Source organism: Neobacillus vireti (assembly GCF_001026695.1).
In the GTDB taxonomy this organism is placed as follows: Bacteria; Bacillota; Bacilli; order Bacillales; family Cytobacillaceae; genus Neobacillus; species Neobacillus vireti.
Genome location: NZ_LDNB01000002.1, coordinates 243,579 through 265,231 on the forward strand (window position 1 = coordinate 243,579; position 21,653 = coordinate 265,231).

21 protein-coding genes and 1 pseudogene are annotated in these 21,653 nt (G+C 38.1%); 15 read left to right on the forward strand and 7 right to left on the reverse strand.

All coding sequences use genetic code 11. The features are described 5' to 3' along the window. Window positions 1-260 precede the first annotated feature (260 nt). The 5 genes from adhE to AA980_RS01555 all read left to right on the forward strand — a co-directional run bounded on the left by adhE (window position 261) and on the right by AA980_RS01555 (window position 7,121). Window positions 261-2,864, forward strand: coding sequence for a bifunctional acetaldehyde-CoA/alcohol dehydrogenase (gene adhE, locus AA980_RS01535; RefSeq protein ID WP_024031092.1), 2,604 nt, complete (start codon window positions 261-263; stop codon window positions 2,862-2,864). 94 nt (window positions 2,865-2,958) lie between these two features. Beyond that, window positions 2,959-4,590, forward strand: a complete 1,632-nt coding sequence (locus AA980_RS01540) for a long-chain-fatty-acid--CoA ligase (RefSeq protein WP_024031093.1) — start codon at window positions 2,959-2,961, stop codon at window positions 4,588-4,590. Between the two features lie 142 nt (window positions 4,591-4,732). Next, entirely contained in the window at window positions 4,733-5,350 is a 618-nt protein-coding gene (locus AA980_RS01545) for a hypothetical protein (protein ID WP_024031094.1), read from the forward strand. Window positions 5,351-5,370: 20 nt separating this feature from the next. Continuing rightward, window positions 5,371-6,033, forward strand: coding sequence for a hypothetical protein (locus AA980_RS01550; protein ID WP_024031095.1), 663 nt, complete (start codon window positions 5,371-5,373; stop codon window positions 6,031-6,033). Window positions 6,034-6,047: 14 nt separating this feature from the next. Then, on the forward strand, window positions 6,048-7,121 hold the full coding sequence (locus AA980_RS01555) for an alpha/beta fold hydrolase (protein WP_024031096.1): 1,074 nt from the start codon (window positions 6,048-6,050) through the stop codon (window positions 7,119-7,121). Window positions 7,122-7,183: 62 nt separating this feature from the next. Here AA980_RS01555 and AA980_RS01560 read toward each other — a convergent pair whose 3' ends face one another. Beyond that, window positions 7,184-7,966, reverse strand: a complete 783-nt coding sequence (locus tag AA980_RS01560; protein WP_024031097.1) for an alpha/beta fold hydrolase — start codon at window positions 7,964-7,966, stop codon at window positions 7,184-7,186. 146 nt (window positions 7,967-8,112) lie between these two features. Between AA980_RS01560 and phaQ the strand changes: the two genes are divergently transcribed. The 3 genes from phaQ to AA980_RS01575 all read left to right on the forward strand — a co-directional run bounded on the left by phaQ (window position 8,113) and on the right by AA980_RS01575 (window position 10,739). After that, entirely contained in the window at window positions 8,113-8,568 is a 456-nt protein-coding gene (phaQ, locus tag AA980_RS01565; RefSeq protein ID WP_024031098.1) for a poly-beta-hydroxybutyrate-responsive repressor, read from the forward strand. Then, on the forward strand, window positions 8,531-9,130 hold the full coding sequence (locus AA980_RS01570; protein ID WP_024031099.1) for a hypothetical protein: 600 nt from the start codon (window positions 8,531-8,533) through the stop codon (window positions 9,128-9,130). The genes phaQ and AA980_RS01570 overlap by 38 nt, the downstream gene beginning before the upstream one ends. Before the next feature lie 406 nt (window positions 9,131-9,536). After that, complete coding sequence (locus AA980_RS01575) at window positions 9,537-10,739, forward strand: coiled-coil domain-containing protein (protein WP_024031100.1); 1,203 nt, start codon at window positions 9,537-9,539, stop codon at window positions 10,737-10,739. A gap of 36 nt (window positions 10,740-10,775) precedes the next feature. On the opposite strand, the gene AA980_RS01580 is transcribed toward AA980_RS01575, so the two are convergent. Genes AA980_RS01580 through AA980_RS01590 form a run of 3 tightly spaced genes read right to left on the reverse strand, consistent with a single transcriptional unit; the run spans window position 10,776 to window position 12,456 of the window. Then, a complete protein-coding gene (locus AA980_RS01580) occupies window positions 10,776-11,339 on the reverse strand; it encodes a hypothetical protein (protein WP_024031101.1) in 564 nt (187 codons plus the stop codon). A gap of 36 nt (window positions 11,340-11,375) precedes the next feature. Continuing rightward, the gene (locus AA980_RS01585; RefSeq protein ID WP_328586724.1) at window positions 11,376-11,825 is read right to left on the reverse strand and encodes a DUF6114 domain-containing protein; all 450 of its coding nucleotides are present in this window, start codon (window positions 11,823-11,825) and stop codon (window positions 11,376-11,378) included. Between the two features lie 40 nt (window positions 11,826-11,865). After that, complete coding sequence (locus AA980_RS01590) at window positions 11,866-12,456, reverse strand: DUF6230 family protein (protein ID WP_024031103.1); 591 nt, start codon at window positions 12,454-12,456, stop codon at window positions 11,866-11,868. 282 nt (window positions 12,457-12,738) lie between these two features. Between AA980_RS01590 and AA980_RS01595 the strand changes: the two genes are divergently transcribed. The 3 genes and pseudogenes from AA980_RS01595 to AA980_RS27650 all read left to right on the forward strand — a co-directional run. Beyond that, the gene (locus AA980_RS01595) at window positions 12,739-13,929 is read left to right on the forward strand and encodes a response regulator transcription factor (protein ID WP_407937447.1); all 1,191 of its coding nucleotides are present in this window, start codon (window positions 12,739-12,741) and stop codon (window positions 13,927-13,929) included. A 169-nt stretch (window positions 13,930-14,098) separates the two neighbouring features. Then, on the forward strand, window positions 14,099-14,194 hold the full coding sequence (locus AA980_RS01600) for a YjcZ family sporulation protein (protein WP_034725290.1): 96 nt from the start codon (window positions 14,099-14,101) through the stop codon (window positions 14,192-14,194). Window positions 14,195-14,293: 99 nt separating this feature from the next. After that, window positions 14,294-14,377, forward strand: a pseudogene (locus AA980_RS27650) (YjcZ family sporulation protein); the annotation flags it as partial. Window positions 14,378-14,416: 39 nt separating this feature from the next. Here the strand turns inward: AA980_RS27650 and AA980_RS01605 are convergent. The 3 genes from AA980_RS01605 to AA980_RS01615 all read right to left on the reverse strand — a co-directional run bounded on the left by AA980_RS01605 (window position 14,417) and on the right by AA980_RS01615 (window position 17,072). Next, window positions 14,417-14,818, reverse strand: a complete 402-nt coding sequence (locus AA980_RS01605) for a YkvA family protein (RefSeq protein WP_024031106.1) — start codon at window positions 14,816-14,818, stop codon at window positions 14,417-14,419. A gap of 107 nt (window positions 14,819-14,925) precedes the next feature. Further along, on the reverse strand, window positions 14,926-16,665 hold the full coding sequence (locus AA980_RS01610; protein WP_024031107.1) for an AAA family ATPase: 1,740 nt from the start codon (window positions 16,663-16,665) through the stop codon (window positions 14,926-14,928). 146 nt (window positions 16,666-16,811) lie between these two features. Further along, window positions 16,812-17,072 (reverse strand): hypothetical protein, encoded by a 261-nt coding sequence (locus AA980_RS01615; RefSeq protein WP_024031108.1) that lies wholly within the window; start codon window positions 17,070-17,072, stop codon window positions 16,812-16,814. Between the two features lie 170 nt (window positions 17,073-17,242). On the opposite strand from AA980_RS01615, the gene AA980_RS01620 reads away from it, so the two are divergent. The 4 genes from AA980_RS01620 to AA980_RS01635 all read left to right on the forward strand — a co-directional run bounded on the left by AA980_RS01620 (window position 17,243) and on the right by AA980_RS01635 (window position 21,632). After that, the gene (locus tag AA980_RS01620) at window positions 17,243-18,823 is read left to right on the forward strand and encodes a peptide chain release factor 3 (protein ID WP_024031109.1); all 1,581 of its coding nucleotides are present in this window, start codon (window positions 17,243-17,245) and stop codon (window positions 18,821-18,823) included. Window positions 18,824-18,998: 175 nt separating this feature from the next. After that, window positions 18,999-19,466, forward strand: coding sequence for a hypothetical protein (locus tag AA980_RS01625; protein ID WP_024031110.1), 468 nt, complete (start codon window positions 18,999-19,001; stop codon window positions 19,464-19,466). Between the two features lie 304 nt (window positions 19,467-19,770). Further along, window positions 19,771-20,517, forward strand: a complete 747-nt coding sequence (sigI, locus tag AA980_RS01630) for an RNA polymerase sigma factor SigI (RefSeq protein ID WP_024030520.1) — start codon at window positions 19,771-19,773, stop codon at window positions 20,515-20,517. Next, window positions 20,514-21,632: an anti-sigma factor domain-containing protein gene (locus AA980_RS01635; RefSeq protein WP_024030519.1), complete on the forward strand. Its 1,119-nt coding sequence runs from the start codon at window positions 20,514-20,516 to the stop codon at window positions 21,630-21,632. The genes sigI and AA980_RS01635 overlap by 4 nt, the downstream gene beginning before the upstream one ends. Window positions 21,633-21,653 lie beyond the last annotated feature (21 nt).

A 21,653-nucleotide genomic window follows, 5' to 3' on the forward strand; every position in this document is an offset into this window, starting at 1 on the left:
AAGGCTTTTTAAACCCACAAACTCTTAATCGTTAAGAGTTTGTGGGTTTTTTGTTATTGGAAAGTATGAACATTTAATGAATTTTTGAAAAATGAATGGTTATTCATTCATTTGTGTTCAAATTTCGACAATTTTCGGAATAGTATACATGATATATTTTATCCAGATTGGAAAAGGAGTGAAGGAAAATAGTTTAACAGGCGTTCAAATGCCAACATAATGTTATTTTTAAAAGATTGATAATCCTGGAGGGATGTTCGATGGCAGTAAAGGAAAAAGTTTTACATGAGAACCTTAATATCGCTGCGATGATTGATGTCTTGGCGAAAAACGGAGCAATGGCTTTGAGGGAATTCCGTTGCTACAACCAGGAAATGGTTGACGAAATAGTTAAACAGACGGCACTAACCGCTCTTGAAAACCATAGGGAGTTAGCTAAGCTAGCAGTAGAAGAAACAAAAAGAGGCGTTTATGAGGATAAAGTTTTCAAAAATATGTTTGCTACAGAATGTATTTACAACAATATTAGGGATATGAAAACGGTGGGCGTAATAAGTGAAAATGAGAACGAGGATATGGTTGAGATGGCCGAGCCAGTAGGTGTCATTGCAGGAGTTATCCCAATTACAAATCCAACTTCCACTGTCATCTTTAAATCTTTGATTTCACTTAAAACGAGAAATCCAATCATCTTTGCCTTTCCTAAATATGCGCAAAAATGCTGCGTGATTACAGCCAAGCTGCTAAGAGAAGCTGCAATAAAGGCTGGTGCTCCTGAGAACTGCATCCAGTGGATTGAAATACCATCCCATGAAGCTTTCCAAACCTTAATGAAACATCCAAAGATTTCACTCATCCTTGCAACTGGAGGGCCGAATCTAGTTACAGCCGCTTACAGTTCCGGGAAACCTGCACTTGGCGTTGGCGCCGGAAACGTGCCTTGTTATATTGAAAAAACGGCCAATATTAAACGCGCAGTCAACGACCTTATATTATCGAAAACCTTTGACAACGGCATGATCTGTGCTTCGGAACAAGCACTTATTATTGATAACGAGATTTATCAGGAAGTAAGAAATGAATTAGTAATGAACAACTGTTATTTCCTAAATGAAGAAGAGCGGAAAATGTTAGAGCGAATTGCCATTGACTCAAAAACGTCTTCCCTTAACCCGATGATTGTCGGATTACCGGCGTTTATGATTGCCAAAATGGCTGGGATAAATGTCCCTGTAAAAACGAAGATTTTAATCGCAGAATTAGAAGGAGTAGGACCGAAATACCCGTTATCGTGTGAAAAGTTAAGCCCAATTTTAGCGTGTTATAAGGTGAATAGTTTTGCTGAAGGTCTCCTTATTGCTGAAGAAACGTTGGAATATGGAGGTCTTGGTCACTCTGCCGCCATCCATACCTCTGATCAGGATGTGATTGATAGTTTCGCTGCAAGGATGAAAGCGGGCCGAATTATTGTCAATACACCATCCACACATGGAGCAATCGGGGATATATATAACACATCTTTACCGTCCTTAACAATTGGGTGCGGGACCTATGGAGGGAACTCTGTGTCACAGAATGTTGGAGCAGCAAATTTAATTAATATCAAGAAAGTCGCAAAACGAAGAACGATAACTCAATGGTTTAAAATCCCTTCACAAGTATTCTTTGAGAGAAACTCAATTCAGACGCTTGCTGCTATTCCTGGAATTTCGCGGGCGTTTATTGTTACAAGTGGAAGCTCGATGAAAAACGGCTATGTTGATAAAGTCCAATATTATTTAAAAATGAATCCAAACCACATCCAATCTGAGGTTTTCTTTGATATTGAACCTGAACCTTGCATCGAAACCGTTATGAATGGGGCGGAACGGATGAGGAAGTTTCAGCCTGACTTTATCATTGCCCTTGGCGGAGGTTCAGTCATGGATGCAGCAAAAGCGATGTGGCTGTTTTACGAACACCCTGATACCGACTTTAAAAGATTAACGCAAAAATTCTTTGACCCGAGTAAGAGAGTAGTAAAGTTTCCTGCCCTGCGTAATAAGGCAAATTTCATTGCCATTCCGACAACTTCTGGAACAGGATCAGAGGTTACGGCCTTCTCCGTTATTTCGGATAAAAAGGCAAATAGGAAGTATCCGCTTGCTGACTTTCAACTGACACCAGATGTAGCAATCATCGATCCGCAATTTGTAATGACAGTTCCCAAATCTGTAACTGCTGACACTGGGATGGATGTTTTAACCCATGCGATTGAGGCGTACGTTTCAGTGTTGGCAAATGATTATACCGATGGTCTGGCTTTAAAAGCAATTCAGCTTGTTTTTGAATATTTGCCAAGAGCTTATCGGGATGGCAGCGATGAACTGGCACGTGAAAAAATGCATAACGCATCGACGATTGCGGGAATGGCATTTGCGAATTCCTTCTTAGGGATTAACCATAGCCTTGCCCATGTTCTAGGTGCCGAGTTTAATATTCCACACGGACGAGCAAATGCAATCCTGCTCCCGCATGTCATTCGCTTTAACTCAATAAAACCAAATAAATTTATGACCTTCCCTAAATATGAGCATTTCATTGCTGATAAACGCTATGCAGAAATTGCTAAAATGCTAGGTTTGCCTGCAAGTACGACAGAGGAAGGAATAAATAGCCTAATCGATAAGATTATTGAACTTGCCAAGGAAATGAATATTTCAATGAGCATCAAAGCGAATGGTATCGATGAGATAGAATTCGTAAGTAAGGTCGACGTCCTTGCGGAACATGCCTTTGACGACCAAGATACGATTGCCAATCCGAAAATGCCGCTAGTAGCCGAACTTGCAGAAATTTACCGTCAAGCTTATAAAGGGATTTAGTAAAAAAATAAAAAATCCTTTTAATTCTTCTAAATTAAAGATGATATCGCTCTCATTGTTTGGGATTTGAAGGAAAAATAAGGAGGGGAAAAATATGGATTATCAGAAAAAACCATGGTTAAAATTTTATGATCCAAGAATTAGTGCAGATGTTTCAAATGAGTATGATTCGTTATTCGATCTTTTGAAACAGGCGGCAAATATTCATAATGAAAAGCCGGCACTGACCTTTTTCGGGAGGTCATGGAGCTATAAAGAAACGAGAATGATATCTGAATGGCTTGCTGCTTCATTATATCGAGTTGGATTTAAAAAGGGTGACAGAATGGCGATTATGCTGCCGAACTGCCCACATTATATTTTTAGTTTATTTGCCTCATTTCGATTAGGCGGTGTTGCCGTGCAAGTAAATCCGATGTATGTGGAACGAGAAATTGAATATGTCCTAAATGATTCCGAGGCAGAATACATGGTTGTATTTGAAGCTCTTTATCCTAGAGTAAAACAAGTTCAGCCAAGGACTTCATTGAAAAAGGTAATTGTCGTAGGTTTTGGCGGTAATAAAGTTGAACTTGCAGACGGAGACCTGTATTTTGAAGACTTTCTGACACATGACAATCTAATTCCTGAAATTCCGATAGATATAAATGAAGATGTTGCCATTTTACAATATACCGGCGGCACAACGGGGGTTTCAAAAGGGGTGATGTTGACCCATCATAACCTTTTGGCCAATATTATTCAGGTATGTGACTTCACCTATAATGCTGTCGAGGAAAAACCAGAAAACTTTAAAATTGTCAGTGTCCTGCCGATGTTTCATGTTTACGGGCTCTCTTGTAATGCTTTATCGGGAATAAGAATTGGCGGTAACCAGCTCATCTTGCCTCGCTTTGATGTTAAAGAAGTACTAGAACTGATCAAACGGGAAAAGCCATTCCAAATGACGGCTGTTCCAACGATGATATTTGCTCTGAATAGCCACCCTGATTTAGAAGATAGCAATATTGCCGATATTTATTATTTGAGCAGCGGTGGTGCACCACTTCCTGTTGAACAGGTTAAATCCTTTGAAAAGAGAGTAGGCAAACAATTAGCAGATGGCTATGGACTTTCAGAGACGGCTCCATCTGCAATCTCTACTCCTCCATTTTTACCGCGCAAATTAGGAAGTGTAGGGATTCCCTTACCTGGAACAGAAGCGAGAATTGTAACGGAAACGGCTGAAGGCATTGTCGACGTTCCTGTCGGCGAAGCAGGTGAGTTAATTTTGCGCGGTCCGCAGGTGATGAAAGGGTATTGGAAACGCCCAGGTGATACCGAGATGGTGTTAAAAGAAGGCTGGCTCTTTACCGGTGATATAGCCAAAATGGATGAAGATGGCTATTTCTATATATTAGATCGCAAGAAAGACATTATTATTGCCAGCGGCTATAACGTTTACCCTCGCGAGATTGAAGAAGTATTGTACCAGCATGATGGGGTCGAGGAGGCTATTGTTGTTGGTATTCCTGACACATATCGCGGAGAAACAGTAAAAGCATTTGTAAAGGTTAAGGCAGGAATCTCAATTACACCAGACAAACTAATCGCTTTTGCGAAAATTAACCTCGCTCCATATAAAGTACCGAGAGAAATCGAAATTCTGGATGATCTCCCTAAATCCTCAGTTGGTAAATTGTTAAGGAGAATGCTCCGGAATGAGGAAGAAAAAGTTAAAGCTTAAATTTAAAATCTATTCCAACCACACACTAGAAGCAGCTTGAGAAGTTGTTTACACCCTCTACAGAAAAAACTTCATAGAAAATCACCAGATACCATCGAAGCGCAAAATGAGACAATATTACCTTTGAAGGGATGCAAATAATATGGAAGACAAAAATGAAAAAGAAGTAGTTGAAAACATAGTAGTTGAAAATGAAGGGGAAGAACAGCTTACCAGCTTAGATATTTTATGGGGGCATGTTTTCGGCGAGTTAGACCAATGGGCAAAACACGCTGATTACCGCGATGAGATTTTTCTGAACGAAGCGAAGTACTTTGCTGAAAGTGTAAAGAGAAATCAGGGAAATATGAAAGAAATCGCAGAGCAATTTAATAAGGAATTTGCTGAATGGGAAAGAACGGCCAGAGAAGAATTTTTAATGTCAACTACCACCATGCAGCATTTCTTCCCGATTAAATCCTATGAGGAAATAAATGCCCAGATTGATCACTTCCAAAAGAAAACAATGTCGATTCTTACTGCACCATGTCAAACCATATCAAAAAACCTGACAATGGATAGGTATCTTGCAATTATCGATCAATATATTGCGCTTCGGAAAAAAAGCAGGTTGCAATATATTAAAACCGTTAAGCAGGCTGGAAATCTAGTCTATGAAAATCAAAAAGGATTCGTCAATCTGTTTGCAAGACAAATCAAAACGTTGATGTTCCCGTTTAATAAATATTTAGAAAAAGCTGAAGAACTTACAAAATCATAAAACCAAGGGGGGCTTACATCATGTCTGCAGGAAAAACATATGATCCATTCGAAGGCTTACAGCTTGTTAGTGAGATGTGGGAGAAACAATTAAATGGTCTATTATACAAGTTGACTGATAATAAGGAATTTGTTCAAACCGCCAATATCGGACTTGATGTCTATTCCCGTTACCTGGAGCGATTTAGGAAAAACCAAGAGCATATTGCGGCTTTAATGAATATTCCTACCAAAAAAGATATTGCAAATGCAGCAAAACTATCGATACAGGCCGAAGAAAAAATCGACAATCTAGAAGAGCAAATTTGGAGTTTACAAGATGGTCTTAGCTTGGCAAATAAAGGGAATTTAGAAATGTTTCAAGAAATGGTGCGTATTGTCAAGCAGCTGCAGACTGAATTTCAAACTATCGCACAAGAGGTTTCGGAAACCAAAATAATGAAAGCTGACCTTCAGGAAATACGCCAGGGTCTTGTCGACATGAAGATCATTCAAGTAAACCTTCAGGAATTACGCAAGGAAATAGACGGACTTAAAAGCCTTAAGGCAGATAGTCAGACAGAGCCTGCCGCTGCTATGAAGACCGGTATCAAAAAAGAGAAACCAAAGCAGAAGAAAGAACAGGAAAAAAAGCAGAATAAAGAACTAGTGCTCACCGGAGCTGAACCATCTAAAAAACATTGAAAGGAGCAAAGTAAATGAGCACTAATGCATTAGGAAATATCCAGAGTCCACTGCTAAAAAGAGAAGCTAAACGGTGGAATCAGCTTTATAAAATTATGACCGAACCAAAGCCCGATATCGTTCCTACACCAAGAGAGTGTGTTTGGAAAAGGAATAAAACAAGCTTGTGGTTTCACCCCGCGAAAGAGAAAAGATATGAAACTCCAATATTTTTAGTCTATTCGCTATTGAATAAAGTCTACATTCTAGACGTCGGTGAAGGGAGTAGTGTGGTTGGGGGTCTTACAGAACTTGGCTACGATGTCTATCTTTTAGATTGGGGTTCCCCTGGGCTTGAAGATAGGGAACTTACACTAGATAATTATATAGTTGATTATTTAGAAAATGCAGTTAAACGGGCATTAAGGCATTCCCAGACAAAAGATATAACAATGGCCGGATATTGTTTAGGAGGTACAACTGCGGCCATTTTGACTTCAATTACTAAACTGCCTATAAAGAATTTAGTTCTTGCGGCTGTTCCAATTGATTTTAGTATCGGTATCGTGCCTGATAAGTGGCTGGAAGGAATTCAAAAGGGCCAGCTTAGTTTTGATAGGTTTGCTGAGGCACATGAAACAATTCCATCAGAATTTCTGTATTTGATGTTTAGGATGCTCTCACCCGTTTATGGAAGTCCGAAAATAAATCTGATTACCCGGGCACATGATGAAAAATATGTAGAAAAGTGGCGCAGGATGGACAAGTGGACAAAGGATACGGCCTCGTTTGCTGGAGCTGCCTTTAAGCAAATGTTTAATGATCTTTATAAAGATAACAAACTTCTAAAGGGAGAATTAATGATTGGCGGCAGGAAAGTAGAATTGAAAAATATCAAGTGCCCACTTTTTGTCTTCTCATGTTCGCGCGACAATCTTATTTTGGAGCAGCAAAGCCTTCCTGTCATGAATCTGGTTTCGAGTGAGGATAAGACATATAAGGTTTTTGAAGGGGGCCATGTATCGCTGGCATTGACCGGAGCTTTTGCGGGAATTATGGACCCATGGCTTTCCTCTCATTCAGAAGAAATTCATCAAGTACACTCATAAATGGTGTGTTAAAGATAAAATTATTAGCGGGAAGGACCGCCATCCTTCCCGTTAATAATACATTATGAAGCAATTGTTTGCTGATTGAGGAATTTCCGCAGCAGCTGATTAAACCGGTCTTTTGCTTCCAGTTTGGCAATATGACCGGTATTCCTCAATATAATAAATTCTGAGTGGGGAATTAGCTTGTGCATACGAGCTTGAATCCAAACAGGCAAAACGGAGTCATATTGTGAACCAATAATAAGGGTTGGTATATTTACCATTGGTAATAATGTTAAATTATTGACCTCGAGACATGCTTCAAAGGATTTAATAAATATTTGCTGTTTAGGTATAAAAAAGTCAGCAAACTTTTCAACAGTGTCTTTTTTCCAAGAATATAGTGCCATCCGTGAAAGATAATCATTTTGTTTGCCTTTTGCAGAAAGAGCTTCAAACTTTGCCTTATGTTTTTTTAATAATAAAGCCTTGATTATATTTGGCAAATAGTGAAAAGAGCTAATCAAAATAAGAGAACTGCATAGATCGGGAGCCTGTCGGTAAATTTCCTGTGCCACGGCTCCGCCCATCGAAAGACCAAGGATGTGAGCGCTTTCAAACCTTAACTCTTTCAACAAGCTAATCACATCAGCAGCAAAATTTTGAATAGAAATTCCATCCGTTTTTGTACACGCACCATGACCTCGTAAATCAGGAATAATCAACTCATACTGATCAGCTAATTCATATTGATTTTGCCATCCTTCTTTTACCTCACCTAAACCATGAATCAATACTACTGGTTCCCCGGTACCAAAATGTAAATATGGGATGCCTGCTTTACTTATTTTTGCCTTTTCCATTTTACACCACCTTCTTGTTTTATTTAGTTTATTACTATGTTTTCTAAATTGTAAACTCTAAAGTGTTGCTTTAAATGATATTTATTTAATATCTTGAAAAATATTACTTATAGGTGTAAAATACATATAGGTGAGGTGATAAAGATATGGTAAACCAAGATAATCAATCAATCAATCCATCCAAAAATTTTGTGCTGCCATTTATTTTATTGCTTCTTAGCAAAGTTTCTCTACATGGGTATGAAATTAGCCAAAGATTAGAGGCATTCGGGTTTAAGACACTTGATCAGGGGAATTTGTACAGAACGTTAAGACAGTTGGAAAAGGACGAACTGCTATCATCAGAATGGGATACAACGGGAAGTGGTCCTGCAAAAAGAAGATATTCCATTACAAAAGCTGGTATTACATACTTAAAAGGCTATGCCAATCAACTAGAAACCTATCAATCATTATTAGATCAATTCTTCAAGATGTATACTAGTTTCTTTGAGCTCTATATTCCTTCATTTCAGAAGAAGGATCCAATAGAGAAAGTAAATAATAGTAGGAGGAGGAAAGACGATGGCACAGAAGAAAATGGAAACGGCTCCAGCCCCTGATGAAAAGGTGATTCCGGTAGCGGAGGAACCGATTGCTGCTGGTTCATTCGTAAACACATTTTGGGATCAGTTTGAGCAATCGCGTGAACGTGCACTCAAGCTTCGGGAAAATCGAGAGGATGCCTATATTAATGCATTAAGGGAGGTCATCAAGTTCAATAAGCAATACCGAAAGTCGATTGGCAAATTGTATGAACAGGCCAAAAAGACAAATATGAATATGGTTGCAGAACTGATGCCTCAATTTAATGGCGGAAAAGAAGATTTGCAAGAAGAGGGCGTTCCCGTTAATGACCGAGAGGAACTTAAACAACAGTTGAAAGAGGTTTCTAGACAATTGGAAAAGTTAGCCCTTACACCAATAAGATCTATTTTCCATATTGTTGACCTGCTAGAGGATAATTTTGAAAGAAATGCTGAATCTAGTGCAGCCTATGCACGTGAACGAAGAAACGCATGGTTTCAAGTTAGAAAGGAATATGTTAAATTAGCGAGAAACACTCATTTAAATCTTGTTAGTCGCGGTCGTAATAGTTTTAAAGAACTAGTAAAAACACAATAACCCTTAGTTGTATAAAAAGGAGAAGAAACAGCATTGATTCACAAAAGAATCCTTGAAAAAAGTTAGAACCACAATTTTCTTTTAAAATAAAGAGATTGTGGTTTTTCTATTATTAGTGAATTTTTTGTTAAAGGTCAACTAAAAAAACTTTTGAAATGTAACTGTAATCTAATAATAACTTGTTTGACAAATTTAGATGATATACTTCTCATGGAGATAAAATAGGTTTATATTGGATATTATTTGTGAAATTTGGCTTACATAAGATAAATGACCAGCTATACTAAAGGGCTATAATACATAATATTTTTACTTTTAGAAATTACATCCATTTTTCACTAGTCTTCAATGCGTGTTTTCTATAACAATAGATAAATTTGATATTGATGAAAGCAGGGGAGCTAAAATGAAGAGGAAGCTTACCGCACTTAGTTCGACTATTATCTTAGGAATAAGCAGTGCATTTTCATTTCCTGCTATAAAGGCAGAGGCTACAAGCATCAAAAGCGTTCAGGAGCAGCGATTAGGTATTCAATCAGAGATTTCAATAGCGAATCAGGAAATTTCTCAGGTCCAGAATGAATTAGCTAAAATAATAGAACAGATTAATAGAGTTGAACAGGCTATTAACGATAATAATAACATGATTGTTCAGACTGAAGAAAAAGTGAAAGCTTCTCAGGAAGAAGTGGCAGGGCTCCAGCAAGAAGTGACTAAGATTAAAGAAAGAATTGATAAACGAAATGAAATACTAAAAAAACGAGCATTGGCAATCCAAGAAAGGGGCGGAAATGTTAGCTATATCGATGTTCTCATTGGAGCTTCGAGCTTTAGTGATTTTGTAGATAGACTCGGAGCTGTAGCAGCAATGGTAGAAGCGGATCAAGATTTAGTGAAGCAGCATCAAGAAGATCAGCAAACAGTCGAACAGAAACAAACTAGAGTTGAAAAAAAGCTGGAAAATTTAAATGAACTGAAGACGGAGCTTGAAGGAATGCAGTCTCAGATTTTAGAACAAAAACAACAAAATGAGGCATTAAAAGAAGAGCTTATGTCGAAAGAACAGGAGAAAATTTCTAATAAGACTGATTTACAACAGCAAGATAGTACACTGGCATTAAAGGAAGCAGAGCTTATAACAGAGGCTCATATTTCTGATGGCTCGAATATAGCTGATCTGAATGTTTCGACACCAACTACAGCAAATGAAGCTATAAACATTGTAATCCATGCTGGAGATAGGTATATTGGAAACTCCGTTTATGTATTTGGCGGAGGTAGAAATGCCTACGATGTTGCCAATGGCAGATTTGACTGCTCCGGATTTGTTGCCTGGGCCTTCGCGCAGGCAGGCATAAAAGTCGGAGCACATACGGATATCTTGAAAAATACTGGAACGAGAGTAACAATGAACGAAGCACGCCCAGGTGACCTAGTATTCTTTGATACTTATAAAATTGACGGTCATGTGGGAATTTATCTCGGGGGCGGAAAATTCATTGGGTCACAAAGTTCAACTGGAATTGCCATTGCAGATATGACGTCACGGTACTACTCAGAACATTTTAACGGACGTGTTATGAGAATTATTAACGATAAAGAAAACTAGTAAAAAGAAGCGATGCTTCATTGGCATCGCTTCTTTTTATTGTTGAAGATTGCTATTAATTAACTTTTCTAGGACTGCTTTCATATAAAGTAATTCTTCCTCACTTTTCGGTTCCATTTCGACCTTACCACCCTCATTAAGAATTAAATTGAATTGAGGGAGACTTAAGTTATCAGCTGTTACTCGGTGGGTCAATAGTTTAACATTTTTAAGACCGATATTGCCAGCAGAGGGTAAATAATGTTCGCTAAATTCAGCATTGGTTACGTGTAAGCTTAAGTTATTAAAAAGTGCAGAATCCTTATGGGTTATTTCAATCGTAATTAGGCCCTTTGGAGTTTCGACTAATTTCTTAATAATTAAGTCCTTAGCTGAAAGATTATCAAACATTAACTCCAGCATCGGCCGATCTTTTTGTTCTGCCGTATCACCTGTAATCATAACAGGATTTTTCATCGTACCTTCCATTTGTTTAGCCTCAATAATAAATCCAATGATTGTCGGATTACTAGCAAAACTATCCTTGGTAAGAAAAAACACCCCGCTAAATGTAAGAACCAATACAATAATTAACTTAAAAGTATTATTTCTGTGTATCAATACAATCACCATTTCTATGAATGCTATAGGTACTGATTATTCCGGTAAAGCTTCCTTCCCTGAAGCAATTTCTTTTTCAGCAATAATATCGCTATTTGACTGTTTCATTGAATCAGGAGCAGCAAGCTCTGGTTTCCAGGCAATTAGCATTGAACCTCCAACAATTCCAAGAAGTGTGCCGATCAGGAAACCGCCTAATGCTCCCATAATCGATAAAACAGATGAGAAAATTCCTAGAACACCAAACAGGGTAGAAAGCTTAGGCATGATATATCCTAGGACGCCCATTATTAATGTAAGACCTCCTAATAGGAAACCAACAACAATGATGCTTCCGGGGGCAGCTGCAATTTCATAAAGTTGTGCAGGAACAATTAAAATGATTAATCCTGATAAAATAGACAAGGTCGCCCCCCAAAAAGGGCGCCTTGCTCTCCAATTCTTAAACCTTTTACGTTTTGAATCATTAGAGCTCATTTTTATCATCCTTACTTGTTAGTCTTCTGATGTTTAGATTATTTTAGTGTTATTGTTTTTCAAAAGAAACTTTCATGCCATTCAGAGATACTGTTTTTTGGAAAAGGTACACTGTTTCAAGTACACCCTTCTTGATGGTAATGGTATTTGCTGTTTGCGTAAAATGTTCGGCTGCTGCCCCGGCAAGTATCTTAGGGTCGCTAAGGTCTCTATCCCCAACATATTTCTCTGCCATGGTTAGTTCATTAAACGTAGCATCACCTGTTACTAGTGTTGCTTTCTGTTGTAGTCCAGTAATTGTAACTGGTTTTTCAGCAGTAATAACAGCATTAATTCCTAGAAATGGTATAGGTTTAGAAATTTTCAAATTTTTTATTGTTGCACTATCAATTTCGTTAACAGCAACAGGATTGTTTTGTGTCATGGCACTATCAGCAAGGCTGCCATATAGTTTAAATCCTGTACCTGTCATTTCATCGAAGCTGACAGTAAACCCGCCAACTAATGGTATAGCTGCGGCCATGCCGGTTAGTCCAAAGGTACCTAGAAGTGCGCCTAAAAATAAAAACCCTCCTACTAATGCAATGATGAGTTTCTTCTTGACTGTTTGCCCTCCGATAATAATTGTTTCAGCTGTCATACACTCTTTCCTCCCTTTTTGTTTTAAAAAAGTGAAAGCGCTTAAATAATGATTAATCGCTTACACTATTCGTCACAATTTTATGACAAATTAATAAATTTAGAAATCCCTACATTTGTAGGAAGTTTTTCCTATATTTGAACAAGGAACGACAAGTTACTACCAAATACCAAAAAGATTGATAAAAAGGAGGAATTTTGACCGGTTTAGCTGAATTATCTATAGAAATAAACGAATTGATTAATACGATAAACAACAGCTTAGATTCTTCCTTGAAGGAGGGTGAAGAAATTGTCGAAGTCATTAAATCACCATTTGGATCACCTTTTAAATGATGCTGTTAAAATGTTATCTGCTTATCAAGAGGACCTATTACAAGAATGGGGATTCATGCTCCAATCTCTTAAAAATACGAATAAAAAATCAGTGGTAGTTTTTGAATTTATAAGCGAATTTCTAGAAAGGTTTTTACGGTCAGTAAATGAAGGTACTATTGATATTTATCGGATGCTGCATGAACTTCAGGAGGATTGGTTTGCCTATTTCCAAAGACATCCGGAACCGGAGGCGCTTATCTTTCATATAAATCTATTGGAAAATGCTGCACATAAGGTTCTGAAATCGAGAATTGCCTATTCCTCGAAATTACATCCTTCCGTCCACTACTTATTTTCGAAAATTAGTGAAGTCCTGCTTTTTCAATCGGAGAAAGAGAATCATAGTATTTGGAAGGATGCTGTTATCTTATTTAATGAGTGGATTATTCGCTCGCAGAATTTTCAGGAGTCTATAGAAAATATTTGCTATGGGTTTGGCTATTTTCTTCCCTTTGATCGATGTGCCCTTTTTAAGTTTACCAATAAGGAAAGTGTGGGGGTTGGCTTATTCGGACATCACTTAAACAATGAAGAGGTCCAAGCGATAGCCGAAAAAATCGCCAATATCCCAGTGCTCAATCAAAGTCTCGTGAAGTTAAAATCACAGGGACACGAGATGAAAAATTTCCAGCCTATTTACATTCCTTCGGCGGCGCATGACCTTCCAGAAAAGTATGTAGAAAAGTTTGAACTTTCTTCCTTAGTTATTGTTCCGATTTATGTTCCAGAGGAAGGGAAAATAATAGGCGGGGTTGTTTTGGACCAAGGTCCGGGAAAGCACTTTACTGTCGACACAAGTCTTTTTCCTGCATTGATGAAGTTTGGTCAAAGTTCCGGGGAATTATTGTCGAAGTTTATTGAAGCAGACATTAAAAAGAACAACCTGCCCAAAAAGGATTCCATCTCCTTATCCCCAAGGGAAACAGAAATTATTAAGCTGCTTGCGGACGGTGCTTCAACAGCTGAGGCAGCATTAAAGCTGTATTTAAGCGAATTTACGGTTAGAGATTACATATCAAATATTATGAAAAGACTGAACGCGCATAACAGGACAGAAGTTGCGGTTAAAGCCATTCGAATGGGAATAATCGATTGAAAAATAGAGAGCAGATAAAAATGCGGCTGATTTTTTAGGCTGTATTTTTTTATTTGTATAGATTGGGCTTGGTGTTTTTTTGTAAACTTCCCAACATGGATATGTGTCTATCGCACATTTTTATCTAGGTGAATAGGATATAAAGAAATCAATAAAGGAGGTAATGTAAATGTCTGGTGTAGCAGCTGGCTATGGCGGCGGATTTGCCCTACTAGTCGTTTTGTTTATTTTATTAATTATTATCGGGGCAGCTTGGGTTTGGTGAGCCCAATATAGATATAAGGAGGTAATAAATATGTATGGATATGGTGGCTTTGGCGGATGTGGGTACGGCGGTGGCTACGGTTATGGAGGCTGTGGATACGGCGGCTTTGGTGGAGGCTTTGCTTTAATCGTAGTGCTGTTTATTCTTCTAATTATAGTAGGTGCAGCCTGCTTTAGATTTTAATCCATGAACCCGCTTGAAAGCTCAAGCGGGTTTTCCATATTAAAAATTCCGGGATTTTTTCCATTCACTAAATAAGTCAATTTCCGTTGATATCTTTTTAAGAGTATATCCAATCATGGCTGCGTCATCAATGAAACCAAAACCGATGATAAAGTCAGGGATTAAATCAAGTGGTGAAACGAAATACAGAAGGGCAACTATGACGGTAATAATGGTCTTGGTGGAGACATTTCGATATTCACCTTTTGAATATGCTTTTACTAGATCAATAAATAATTGCAGTTTATTCCAAGCTTCCCCTAAGTTTCCCTTTTTTCGCTGTGCTTTTTTCCGAGCTTTATTTAGCAGCTGTTGCGTTTTTTGCTGATTGCCAAGATAAACCTTCGCTTCATCATCATATTTACACTGCTCTTTTTCAAAGATAATATTTTTCCTAAACAAACTGCTCACTTCCTTTTTTTTAGTTTGCCACGAAGTCGTAAATCCATTAGATTTTTGAATAATTTATACGAAAAATCCAGATGCTGATTGAGCACCTGGATTTCATATTACACAAGGACAAGATCATCGACAGTCAGATTGGATTTTTCCGAGACAATTTCTTCGATTTCAGATCCTTCTAATGTTTCTTTCTTTAATAAAGCCTTGACTAATTGTTGATACTGAGATTGATGGCTTTTTATTAGAACTTCTGCTTTCTCAATCCCTTTTGCAAAGAGTTCTTGCATTTTCGTCTCTTGATCTTGTTTATTAAAAGTTAACGTAAAACCATCTTGAAGCATTCCGGTATCCACCATTTGCTCAATAATGTGCTTTGCCTGCTGTACATCGCCGCTAACACCAATACTGTGTTCACCGAGAAACATTCTTTCCGCTACACCACCGGCAAGCACCATAGCTACCCGGTCTAATAGGTCACTGGTAGTTGACAAATGGAGTTCTTTTGGGATTGGAGCTACATAACCGAGTGCTTCGCCCCGTGGGATAATGGTTGCCTTTCGAACCGAACCAGGCTTGGTTAGCGATGCGACAATCGCATGACCGGCTTCATGAATAGCCACCCTGTGCTTTGTGTCATAATCCTGCAAGGAACGGGAAGTGCTTCCAAGGATTGTTCGATCAAGGGCATAATCAAGGTCATGCTTTTGAATCATGTCCTGACCGCATTGAACGGCACGCCTACTTGCTGTTTCAAACAAGGAACGAAGCTCGGCACCTGAGAATCCTGATGTGCTTTCAGCGAGCTCATCTAATGAAGTATAGACTTCTTTGGCGAGTGACTTTCCTTTTGAATGAATCTCAATGATTTCTCTTCTTCCTTTCGTATCAGGAAGTGGTACAAGGAAGGAGAAGTCGATTCTTCCTGGACGGAGGAAGGCTTCATCAAGCATGTCTTTTCTATTTGTTGCGGCGATAAATAAAATTCCATCATTGGAATGACCGCCATCAAGCTGAACAAGTAGTTCAGTCAGGGTTTTTTCTGCTTCCTCGCCGCCATGTGCCTTTCGTTTTCCAGCTAAGGCATCGACTTCATCTATGAAAATAACCGCTGGGCCATGCTTTCTTGCTGATTGGAATAATGAACGGACACGACTTGCACCAACACCTACAAATAGTTCATTAAATGCGGATCCGCTCGCAGAGAAAAAGGCAGCATTTAATTCCCGTGCGATTGCCTGTGCCAACAAAGTTTTACCTGTTCCAGGAGGTCCGAATAACAGAATTCCTTTTGGCGGTTTAATACCTAATTTTGCCGCACGTTCTGGTTCTTTTAAGGTAGAGAGTGTCTGCAGGATTTCTTCTTTCATTTCTTCCCCGAGTCCGCCCACATCCTTTAAGCTGATGGAAGGCAGCGGGCGCGGCTTGGCAATGCTGTTTTTCATCGAATTAGGAAGCCCGAATCCGCCTTTCTTTTTTTGGAGGACAAATCCAGCAGCAAGGAGCAACAGAATCACTCCTCCCATAATCCATTTACCGTAACGGCTGCTGGTGGAATAGGAATAGTTGATATTATATTTTTCTACCAATTTGTCAACCATTTGACTGTTTGGTGGAACATGAGAAATGAATTCTGATTTTCCTGCTTTCAGATAAATACTGCCATCAGCTTCTTCCGTAAGTTTAACTGGGTTCCCATTTTGCTCTTGAATGGTTTTTTCGACAGAAGAAAAAGGGATAACGATCTGATTATTCATAGTTTGGATCATCCAAATGGTACCGGCAATAACAAATAGTATCGCTGTAAAAAGCGGAATAAACTTAGAAACTACTTTTTTACTTTGATTCATTCTGTTCATCTCCTTAAATAAGGTCATAATCTATTATACTGACATTTCCAGAAAAATGGCTGTGGGAATCAGTGGAAGTAAGTAAAACGAAGGTACATGTAAAAAGACACACCAGCCTTTCCAATGGCAGGTGCGCCGTTGGAAATTTATGATAATAATCGAAGGTGCGGGATGATTGGCATTAAGACACTTTGTGCCAGAACACCAAAACTTACTCCGACACTTGATGCTTTACTCCATTTGAAAACATGAATTTTTTCGTCACGATCTTCATACAAAAATAATAGCTGTTCTCCTTCTTCGGCAATCCCAATTTTATTAAAAGTAACGTTATTTTGTTTAAGGACTATTTCGAACGCTTTATGCAATAATGCAAGTGTGGGTTGATCAAAATTCTTAATTTCCATATATCCTCCTAGGGAATGCGTATTGTATATTTTCATTATATTATTTTAACATAGGGGATAAAAGAATAAATTGTTGTTAATCAATTGAACTATTGCAATGTTATTGTTTGCTCTGATATGATTGAAGGTATGGTAAAAATTTATTCGTTGTCAAAAGAGAGGAAGACATGATGGGTAAGAATTTTAAAGAAGAAGTATTATCACGTCGTACATTTGCAATAATTTCCCATCCGGATGCCGGGAAAACCACGCTGACGGAAAAATTATTATTATTTGGCGGAGCAATTCGCGATGCTGGTACGGTAAAAGCAAAAAAAACAGGAAAATTTGCTACGAGTGACTGGATGGAAATTGAAAAACAACGGGGAATCTCTGTAACTTCAAGTGTGATGCAGTTTGATTATGATGGATTCCGAGTTAATATTTTGGATACTCCTGGACATCAGGATTTCAGTGAAGATACGTACAGAACCTTAATGGCTGTAGATAGTGCGGTAATGATAATTGATTCGGCTAAAGGAATTGAGGAACAAACACTCAAACTTTTTAAAGTGTGCCGGATGCGGGGTATACCGATTTTTACGTTTATTAATAAGCTGGACCGACAAGGAAAATCACCGCTTGAGCTTTTAGCTGAATTAGAAGAAGTTTTGGGGATCGAATCGTATCCAATGAACTGGCCGATTGGGATGGGGAAAGAATTTCTTGGCATCTATGATCGTTTTAATAAGCGTGTGGAACAATTTCGTGTAAGCGACGAAGATCGCTTTATACCAATATCAAATGAGGGCGAAATCCCAGATGGGCATCCGTTAACATCCTCTGGGCTTTATGAGCAAACGTTGGATGAAATTTTGCTCCTAAATGAAGCGGGGAACGAGTTTTCTGTTGAAAAAGTGGCAGCGGGTTCCTTGACTCCTGTTTTCTTTGGAAGTGCATTAACAAACTTCGGAGTTCAGACATTTCTTGAGTCTTATCTGAAATTTGCACCGGCACCAATAGCACGCAATTCTTCGATTGGAGAAATTGATCCATTAGGTGATCAATTTTCAGGTTTTGTCTTTAAAATTCAGGCAAATATGAACCCGGCACACCGTGACCGGATTGCCTTTGTACGGATATGTTCGGGGAAATTTGAACGAGGAATGACAGTTAATGTTCCGCGGTTGGCCAAACAAATAAAGCTTTCACAATCGACCTCATTTATGGCTGAAGAAAGGAATACAGTGGATGAGGCCGTCAGTGGAGACATAATTGGACTTTATGATACGGGCACCTATCAAATAGGTGATACACTGACAACAGGAAAAGATAATTTCCAATTTGAAAAATTGCCGCAGTTTACTCCGGAATTATATGTCAGGGTATCCGCGAAAAACGTTATGAAACAAAAATCCTTTTATAAAGGAATTCAGCAGCTTGTTCAAGAAGGAGCAATCCAGCTTTACAAAACGATAAAAACTGATGATTATTTATTGGGTGCCGTTGGGCAGCTGCAATTTGAAGTATTTGAGCATCGAATGAGAAATGAGTATAATTCAGAGGTATTAATGGAGCGGATGGGCTCTAAGATCGCACGTTGGATTGAAGGAGATACAATTGACGAGAATCTTTCTAGTTCCCGAAGCCTGCTCGTAAAGGATCGTTATGGTCATTATGTGTTTTTGTTTGAGAACGACTTTGCCCTTAGATGGTTCCAAGAAAAAAATCCAAACGTTAAACTGTATAATCCAATGGATCAGCACCAATGATATAAATTTTAATATTATTTAAAGCAGCGGGAATGAATCCCGCTGCTTTTTTATGCAAAGTAGGTTGGGAAAATAATTGGTGAAGCTTTCGTTAATTTGGTAAAAAACTGGATAAACTATAGCGAGAGACTTTAGCTATAGTTAAAAAATTGCCAAATAGAAACGGGACAGTACTATGAAAAAGATGAGCAGATTGGAAGCAGTACTATGGAATATTGCCTTTCCTGGTTTCAGTCAGTTGTTAACAGGGCATTATCTCAAAGGTGTATTGTTAGTAGTCTTAGAGTTCCTTATGAATGTTAATAGCAATTTTAACCAAGCAATCATGTATAGTTTCCTAGGCGAAATAGAAAAGGCTGAAGCTGTTTTAAACTATCAGTGGCTCATGTTTTATCCATGTGTTTATCTTTTTTCCTTGTGGGATGGTTATCGAATGGCGATGCCAAAAGAAGAAAAATACTCCTTTTTGCCGTTTGTTTTTGGTGCATATTTTGTCACAGTCGGTTTAATGGTATCTCCGAAAGTTACCATTTTCCAGACTCACCCTGGTCCAGTATTTTTGCCAATGATGTTTTTAATTCCTGGGTTACTAATTGGTTTTGTAATCAAATATTCATTGTCTCGGAAAATTCAAAATGAATAATTCCCAAAATGCTTCAATCTAGGTTATTGGATTGAAGTTTTTTTTGTTGTCCAGCTCCAGCGCCTAGCCCCTCGAGGTCACAAGCCAATCCGGCCAAAAGGTTAAAAAGCAACCTTTCGTCCGGCTCGTCTTGTGCTTGTCGGGGCTGAGCAAGGCGCTTCCGCTTTTCTTGTTGGGAAAATATTTTTTCTTAACCCCCACAAATTGTTTTAGTGTAAACGTAACTATGTAGTGAAAAAGTAACACCCTCTTAAAGTCCAAAATATCAATCATATGGTATAATGGGTCGAACAGAGGTGAGAAAATGCTGAGTTTATTGTTTATGGCTAAGCGGAAAAAAAGAACTTTAGAAGAAACGGTTCTGTTAATTCAAGAAGGGAACCGCAATTTACTTGATGAAATAATCGAGGCATATAAACCTTTTATCGCAAAAACTGTGTCATCTGTATGCAAACGGTACATTTATGAAACTGATGATGAATTTAGCATTGGTCTCATCGCATTTAATGAAGCGATTGAAAAATATTCTCCAGAGCGTGGAAGTTCGTTGTTGAGCTTTGCTGAAGTCATTATTAAAAGAAGAGTGATCGACTATATCCGTAAACAGACTAAAAATCAACATATTAGTATTGATTTGACCAATGCGTCGTCGGAAGAAGAATCAGCGGGGACGGTCATCGTAAATGAACTATCACTTGATGATTATCAGAAAAAAAAGGACGAACAATTAAGAAAAGATGAAATTTATCACTTTCAGGCATTATTAACAACCTTTGATTTATCGTTTAGCGACTTAATTGAGAATTCGCCTAAGCATGCTGACGCAAGGAAAAATGCCATTATATCTGCAAAGATGTTAGTTGAAGACGAAGAGTTGAAAAGGTTATTATTCGAGAAAAAACGACTTCCCATTAAGCAATTAGAAAAAATGGTAAGTGTAAGTCGAAAGACAATTGAACGGAACCGAAAATATATTATTGCAATTGCGCTTATTTTATCGGGTGATTATGTATATATGAAGGATTATATAAAGGGTGTGCTAGACACGTGAAAAAGGGAATAATAATGGAAATTGATGATGCTTTTCTAACGCTTTTGACCCCCGAAGGTGAATTTTTGCGTGCAAACAAACAAGACCACTTCTATGCAATCGGTGAAGAAATTCACTTTTTTCCGATTGAAAGCGTAAATCCTTATCGACCAAACCGTTTTTTTACTATTTTTAAGCGTAAAACCGTTTGGGCTGTTATGGCTGCTCTAATGATTTTTCTTGGCTCTTATATTCCGATGTATCAAAATAATAAAGCCTATGCCTATATGTCGATTGATGTAAACCCAAGTATAGAGCTGGGTGTAAATAAAAAAATGCAGGTGGTCGAGTTAATTGGGTATAATCAATCCGGTAAGATGATCATTTCACAATTAATTAATTGGAAAAATAAGGACGTATCTGAATTAACCGCGACTATTTTAACAGAAATGAAAAATGCAGGATTTATAAACGATAACAAACAAGTGATTATTTCTACTGTCAGGACCAAACAACCAGACGAAAATGTAGAAAAAGAGTTGCAAAAAAATATGGATAAGATTAAAGCAGCGGTAAACAATCAGCATTTAGAACTGACAGTTGTAACTGCTACAGAAAAAGACTTAGATAAAGCACATGAACTAGGAATTACTGCAGGAAGGTATCAAGAAAGCAAAATAATTGAGTCAGCTAATAACGGGAAAAACAAAAAGAAGGAGATACAGAAATCTATTGAAACAAAGCAGGAAAATAATGCTGTTTCATCCGAGCCTAGTAAAACAGTTCCACCAGGGCAATTAAAAAAACAGGTAGAACCTGATAACGGCGTCCATCAAAACGAAAAAAATAAATCGCCTAGAGAACCCCATCAATGGGGCGGAAAGTCAATGCCCCCAGGGCAGTTGAAGAAAATGGAAGAAGAGCCATTGAAACAAAACAATGGCCAGCAAAAAAAACAATATTACCAAAAGGAAAAATCTAACGAGAATCAAAAATCCAAAAATTATGGAAAAGATAACGGGAATCACTACGGAAAAAATAAAGAAAATACTAACGGCAGGAACAACGGAAAAAATAACGGTAAACATAATGAAAAACATAACGAAAAACATAATGAAAAACATAAAAATAAGTAAAAGTCCGGCTAAATACCGGAC

Excerpts from the sequence above, each read along its gene's own strand:
- AA980_RS01625 (WP_024031110.1), top strand. The coding sequence starts at position 18,999 with ATGAAAAAGATGAGCAGATTGGAAGCAGTACTATGGAATATTGCCTTT.
- AA980_RS01615 (WP_024031108.1), bottom strand. The coding sequence starts at position 17,072 with ATGGAAATTAAGAATTTTGATCAACCCACACTTGCATTATTGCATAAA.
- AA980_RS01575 (WP_024031100.1), top strand. The coding sequence starts at position 9,537 with ATGAAGAGGAAGCTTACCGCACTTAGTTCGACTATTATCTTAGGAATA.
- AA980_RS01590 (WP_024031103.1), bottom strand. The coding sequence starts at position 12,456 with ATGACAGCTGAAACAATTATTATCGGAGGGCAAACAGTCAAGAAGAAA.
- AA980_RS01540 (WP_024031093.1), top strand. The coding sequence starts at position 2,959 with ATGGATTATCAGAAAAAACCATGGTTAAAATTTTATGATCCAAGAATT.
- AA980_RS01610 (WP_024031107.1), bottom strand. The coding sequence starts at position 16,665 with ATGAATCAAAGTAAAAAAGTAGTTTCTAAGTTTATTCCGCTTTTTACA.
- AA980_RS01555 (WP_024031096.1), top strand. The coding sequence starts at position 6,048 with ATGAGCACTAATGCATTAGGAAATATCCAGAGTCCACTGCTAAAAAGA.
- adhE (WP_024031092.1), top strand. The coding sequence starts at position 261 with ATGGCAGTAAAGGAAAAAGTTTTACATGAGAACCTTAATATCGCTGCG.
- AA980_RS01600 (WP_034725290.1), top strand. The coding sequence starts at position 14,099 with ATGTCTGGTGTAGCAGCTGGCTATGGCGGCGGATTTGCCCTACTAGTC.
- AA980_RS01620 (WP_024031109.1), top strand. The coding sequence starts at position 17,243 with ATGGGTAAGAATTTTAAAGAAGAAGTATTATCACGTCGTACATTTGCA.
- sigI (WP_024030520.1), top strand. The coding sequence starts at position 19,771 with ATGCTGAGTTTATTGTTTATGGCTAAGCGGAAAAAAAGAACTTTAGAA.
- AA980_RS01550 (WP_024031095.1), top strand. The coding sequence starts at position 5,371 with ATGTCTGCAGGAAAAACATATGATCCATTCGAAGGCTTACAGCTTGTT.
- AA980_RS01585 (WP_328586724.1), bottom strand. The coding sequence starts at position 11,825 with ATGATAAAAATGAGCTCTAATGATTCAAAACGTAAAAGGTTTAAGAAT.
- AA980_RS01545 (WP_024031094.1), top strand. The coding sequence starts at position 4,733 with ATGGAAGACAAAAATGAAAAAGAAGTAGTTGAAAACATAGTAGTTGAA.
- AA980_RS01570 (WP_024031099.1), top strand. The coding sequence starts at position 8,531 with ATGGCACAGAAGAAAATGGAAACGGCTCCAGCCCCTGATGAAAAGGTG.
- AA980_RS01560 (WP_024031097.1), bottom strand. The coding sequence starts at position 7,966 with ATGGAAAAGGCAAAAATAAGTAAAGCAGGCATCCCATATTTACATTTT.
- phaQ (WP_024031098.1), top strand. The coding sequence starts at position 8,113 with ATGGTAAACCAAGATAATCAATCAATCAATCCATCCAAAAATTTTGTG.